The sequence below is a fragment of the Streptomyces sp. JJ36 genome (assembly GCF_021696945.1).
Taxonomy (GTDB): Bacteria; Actinomycetota; Actinomycetes; order Streptomycetales; family Streptomycetaceae; genus Streptomyces.
The window spans coordinates 1-5,452 of record NZ_JACYHE010000133.1 but is presented as its reverse complement, the minus strand read 5'-3'; the positions used below and the strand labels follow the sequence as shown (position 1 = coordinate 5,452).

General features: G+C 72.0%; 4 protein-coding genes. 3 read left to right on the top strand and 1 reads right to left on the bottom strand.

Translation table 11 applies throughout. The features are described from left to right. Positions 1 to 192 precede the first annotated feature (192 nt). Positions 193 to 351 carry a hypothetical protein gene (locus HOY81_RS26540; RefSeq protein ID WP_237323256.1) on the bottom strand — a complete coding sequence of 53 codons (159 nt, stop codon included), beginning with the start codon at positions 349 to 351 and terminating at the stop codon, positions 193 to 195. A gap of 568 nt (positions 352 to 919) precedes the next feature. Between HOY81_RS26540 and HOY81_RS26535 the strand changes: the two genes are divergently transcribed. From HOY81_RS26535 to HOY81_RS26525, 3 genes are all read left to right on the top strand, one after another. Next, positions 920 to 4,432 (top strand): nitrate- and nitrite sensing domain-containing protein, encoded by a 3,513-nt coding sequence (locus tag HOY81_RS26535; protein ID WP_237323253.1) that lies wholly within the window; start codon positions 920 to 922, stop codon positions 4,430 to 4,432. A gap of 9 nt (positions 4,433 to 4,441) precedes the next feature. Next, entirely contained in the window at positions 4,442 to 4,855 is a 414-nt protein-coding gene (locus HOY81_RS26530; RefSeq protein WP_237323255.1) for a roadblock/LC7 domain-containing protein, read from the top strand. Positions 4,856 to 4,922: 67 nt separating this feature from the next. Further along, positions 4,923 to 5,336 (top strand): DUF742 domain-containing protein, encoded by a 414-nt coding sequence (locus HOY81_RS26525; protein WP_237323252.1) that lies wholly within the window; start codon positions 4,923 to 4,925, stop codon positions 5,334 to 5,336. Positions 5,337 to 5,452 lie beyond the last annotated feature (116 nt).

The window sequence follows — 5,452 nt, the reverse complement described above, 5'->3', positions numbered from 1 at the left end:
CCCCCTGGCGCCGCCTGGAACGCACCCGCGGCTTCCCCGCCCCCCACAGCTGGCAGCACTGAACCCAGGCCGGGACCGGCATCGCGGAAGGGGCCCCGGCAGCAGACTGCGACGCCGGGGAGCGCGGCCGCGGGCAGAAGAAAAGCCCCGTACACGGCGCTGTGTGCGGGGCCTCACGTGTGTGTGGCGGCATCAGGCGTCGGCCGGCGCCTCCACGAGCACGGTGCGACGCGGATTCGCGGTCCGGCGGGGGAGCTCCTCGCTCCCGGCCGTGGCCTCCGCCACGGCGAGCTCGTCCGCGTCCTCCAGATGCGCGAGGGTGGTGCGACGCGGGTTGGCTATGGTGCTCATGGTCATCGTGCTCTTCACCGGAAGAATCCCCCAGCGTTTCGCTTGTCGTTTCCGTATGGCGTGTAAACGCCGAGAGTAGGCGCGGTATTCCCCTCCGTTCCGTGATCTAGGCAACTCCTGGTGTGTGAGTTTCCTCACTTACTTGGGGAGGAAGCGCCACAGAACGGACAGATGTGAGTGCGGGGCAAACGGACAATCGCCGCTGAAGCAGAGGTTCGACCTTCACTGCTCGCTACCGGGGCACCGCGTCCGGCCGGGGTGCTCGTAGGGAAAAGTCCGGAATCCCGGACATCGGTTTCCACGTTTCGTGACCCGTTGTCAGCGGAGCGTCACGCCCGTCACCGGGTTATCCACAGGCCTTGTTGGAGATCCTGCACTGTGCTGGAATTCCACGGACCGCCGCGGGACATCAGCCGGCGCGCAGGGGGCGCACAGGAGCGCCGCGCGGCGGTGGAGAGGGGACGCGCCGGTCACTCACGACCGCCCAGGGGGCCCGGGAACCCCCATGACTCGATACCGTCCCACCGTCGCAAGCGGAGGGACGCCTGGTCCAGAGGTTGCGACGCTAGTGCAGGGACGTTTCAAGAGGGATGGCAGCGCTGCGGGGGACCCGGAGCTGCGCGGTGCGACCGACCGCGGCTCCTCGCCCCAGCGTGCCCAGGAGAGCAGCCCCACGGCGGCCGTGCCGGATTCCGGGGATTCCGGCATGACCGTGAGCGGTGGGCCGGACGGCGTGGAGGTGCAGACGTCGTCCAAGGAGTCCAAGAGCACGGGCCCCAGTGGCCCGGGCTCGCGGCTCGCCCTGCGCAACTGGCGCATCAGCACCCGACTGGTGTCGCTGCTCGCGCTCCCCGTGGTCGCCGCCACCACGCTCGGCGCTCTCCGTATCGACGACTCGCTGTCCAACGTCGACCAGCTCGACAACATGAAGCTCCTCACCGAGATGACGGAGCACGCCACCGAGCTGGCCGCCGCCCTCCAGGAGGAGCGCGACAAGTCCGCCGGGCCGCTGATCAGCACCGGTAACGAGAAGGACGACTCGGTCGTCGCCGCCCGGGAGGACACCGACCGGGCGCGCCAGGCGTTCAACGAGGCCACGGGCGAGATCGACGCCGACGACGAGGTCATGGCCGGCGTCCAGTCCACCGTCGTGGACATCACCCGCCAGCTCAACGGCATCAAGGACATCCGCGAGAGCGCGTACGAGAACCCGCAGTACACCTCGCAGACGGTGGACCGCTACAGCCGGCTGATCGAGTCGCTGCTGTCCCTCTCCCAGGACATGGCGCAGGCCACCAGCAACAGCCAGATGATCCAGAGCACCCGTGCGCTGGCGGCCTTCTCCTCGGCCAAGGAGTACGCCTCCATCCAGCGGGCGATCATCAGCGCCGGCCTCGCCCACAAGGGCGGCCCCGAGCTCTCCGACAACGACCGGCTGTACGCCAAGACGGCCATGGAGAGTGAGAAGTCCAAGCTCACCAGCTTCGGCCAGATCTACGGCGACGACTCCGAGGAGCTGCTGAAGCCCCTGACGGGCGGCATCGTCAACATCACCGCGGCGGACACCTACCGCAAGCGGGTGCTGAGCTCCGAGGACGGCATCAAGCGCGAGCAGCGCTCGTACCTCGACTGGTACGACCAGGACAGCAGCAAGATCATCGAGATGGAGAAGATCGAGCTGTCGCTGCTCACCGAGATGGAGCAGCAGGCCCGGAAGCTGCGCCGGGAGGCGCAGCAGGACGCGCTGATCAACGGTGCCGTCATCCTGCTCGTGCTCGGCATCTCCCTCGTCGGCGCCTTCGTGGTGGCCCGTTCCATGGTGCGTTCGCTGCGTCGGCTCCAGGACACCGCGCAGGACGTCGCCCGCCAGCGGCTGCCCGAGCTGGTCAAGCAGATGTCCGAGGCGGAGCCGCAGGACGTGGACACCTCCGTGGAGTCCGTCGGCGTGCACAGCCGGGACGAGATCGGCAAGGTGGCCGCAGCCTTCGACGACGTTCACCGGGAGGCCGTCCGGCTGGCGGGCGAGCAGGCGCTGCTCCGGGGCAACGTCAACGCGATGTTCACCAACCTCTCGCGCCGCAGCCAGGGCCTGATCCAGCGTCAGCTCTCCCTCATCTCCGAGCTGGAGTCCCGCGAGGCCGACCCCGACCAGCTCTCCTCGCTCTTCAAGCTGGACCACCTCGCGACCCGCATGCGCCGCAACGGCGAGAACCTGCTCGTCCTCGCGGGCGAGGAGCCGGGCCGCCGGTGGACCCGGCCGGTGCCGCTCGTCGACGTGCTGCGTGCCGCCGCCTCCGAGGTGGAGCAGTACGAGCGCATCGAGCTGAACGCCGTTCCCACCACCGAGGTCGCCGGGCGCGTGGTCAACGACCTCGTGCACCTGCTGGCCGAGCTGCTGGAGAACGCCACCTCCTTCTCCTCGCCGCAGACCAAGGTCAAGGTCACCGGTCACGCGCTGCCGGACGGCCGGGTGCTGGTGGAGATCCACGACACCGGCATCGGGCTGTCCCCCGAGGACCTCTCCTCGATCAACGAGCGGCTGGCCAACCCGCCCACGGTGGACGTCTCCGTCTCCCGGCGCATGGGCCTCTTCGTGGTCGGCCGCCTCTCGCTCCGGCACGGCATCCGCATCCAGCTCCGTCCCTCGGACTCCGGCGGCACCACCGCGCTGGTCATGCTGCCCGTCGATGTCGCCCAGGGCGCGGGCCAGGGCGCCAAGGGCCGTCCCGGCGGTGGCAACGGAGCGCCCGGGGGCCCGGGTGCCCCGAAGGGCGGCGGTCTGGCGGCGGCGTTGCAGCGCGAGCCACGGCCGGGCGCCGGCGCTCCCGGCGGCGCCCCGCGCGGCGAGGTGGCCGGCGGTGCACGCCCGGCCCTGACCGGCGGCAGTGGGCTGCCCACCCGGCCGGTGGGGCCCGCCTCGCCGGCCGGTGCCGGCGGCACTCCGGTGAACTTCTTCGACTCCGGCGGCTCCGGGCGTGGGCAGGGCCCCGGCCCGTCCGGCCGGCAGGGCGACCGGCCCGGGCAGGACCGCCCGGCCCCGTACGGCGGCGAGCGTGCTCCCGGCGGCCCCGCCCTGCCCATGCGGAGCGGCCCGGCGGGCGAGCTGACCGGTGCCGGTGGCCCGGGTGACACGGGTGAGTTCCCGCGTCCGCAGGCGGGTGGCCCGGGTGACACGGGTGAGTTCCCGCGTCCGCAGGCGGGTGGCCCGGGTGACACGGGTGAGTTCCCGCGTCCGCAGGCCGGTGGCCCGGGCGACACCGCCGAGTTCGAGCGTCCCGACTTCCAGGCCCCGCCGCCCGTCGGCACCCCCGGTGCCCGGCGCGTCCCCGGGGAGCAGCAGCGCCCGAGCTGGGCCGCGCCCGAGGAGACCCCGCGGGGCCACGACGAGGCCGAGACCAGCGGCGAGTACCCGAGCCCGGCGATGCCGGGCGGCCGGGGCGGACCGCAGGACACCGGCGAGTTCCCCGCTCCCGGCGGCCCTCCCGCGCAGCAGCCGAGCGACCCCGACTTCGGCATACCGGCCGTCCCTCCGGCAGCGGCCGACACTCCCACGCCGATCTTCGAGTCGATGGAATCGAACTGGTTCCGCGGCTCCCGCGGCCCGCAGGAGCGGGACGGCGCCTACGGGGCGCCGTCCGGCGGCGAGCCGCAGCAACCGGGTCCGCCCGGCGGACGTCCGGGCCCGGCCGCTGCCGGCCGGCCGATGCCGCAGCGCCGCCCGGCACACGACGCGGGCCCGCAGCGCGGTGGCGGCGCCGGGGCCCCGTCCGACGCGGACGCGAACTGGGGCGCGTCCCCCAACGACGAGCGCTGGCGCCGAGCGGAGCAGCTCCGCCAGCCCGCCGCCGGTGGCGTCACCACCTCCGGCCTGCCGCGCCGCGTGCCCAGGGCCAACCTGGTCGCGGGTACGGCGCAGCAGCAGTCGTCCGCCCGTTCGGGTCCGCAGGTCTCGCGGGCGCCCGACGACGTGCGGGGGCGGCTGACCAATCTCCGTCGCGGTATCCAGCAGGGCCGGCAGGCCGGCAACGGCCGGACCGGCGAGAGACCCGGCGTTGGCCCCACCTACCAGCAGGAGCGTTAGTTGAGTCCGATGAGCCAGGCGGCGCAGAATCTGAACTGGTTGATCACCAACTTCGTGGAGAACACCCCGGGGGTGTCCCACACGGTGGTGGTCTCCGCCGACGGACTGCTTCTTGCGTTGTCCGAGGGCTTCCCGCGTGACCGTGCCGATCAGCTCGCGGCGGTGGCGTCGGGTCTGACCTCGCTCACCGCCGGAGCCTCCCGCATCTTCGAGGGCGGTGCGGTGAACCAGACGGTGGTGGAGATGGAGCGGGGCTTCCTGTTCATCATGTCCATCTCGGACGGTTCCTCGCTGGCGGTGCTCGCGCATCCGGAGGCCGACATCGGTCTCGTGGGGTACGAGATGGCGCTGCTGGTGGACCGCGCGGGTACCGTGCTGACCCCGGACGTCCGCGCCGAACTGCAAGGCAGCATTCTCAACTGAACCGTAGCTCCCCCCACATGAGCACCACAGTCCGCCTCGCCGACCTCATGCCTCGCTCGGAGGAGCCATGATCCCGCCGCAGTCCTCGCCCGGTCCGTACGGTGCGCATCAACCTCACGCGTCGTACGGAGAGGAGGGCGACCAGCCGCTGGTGCGCCCCTATGCGATGACGGGGGGCCGGACGCGGCCGCGCTACCAGCTCGCGATCGAGGCTCTGGTCAGCACGAGCGCCGACCCGGCGCAACTGCAGGGACTGCTCCCGGAGCATCAGCGCATCTGCCACCTGTGCCGGGAGGTCAAGTCGGTCGCCGAGGTCTCGGCGCTGCTCGCGATACCGCTGGGGGTGGCCCGGATTCTCGTGGCCGACCTGGCCGAGGCCGGCATGGTGGCGATCCACCAGCCCGGCGGCGGCTCGGAGCCGGGCGGCGCTCCCGACGTGACACTGCTGGAAAGGGTGCTCAGTGGACTTCGCAAGCTCTAGCCCGCAGACGACCGGGCAGATGATGGGGTACGCGGCGCCGACGGGCCAGTCCACGACCTCGGCGAAGATCGTGGTGGCCGGCGGCTTCGGCGTGGGCAAGACGACCTTCGTCGGCG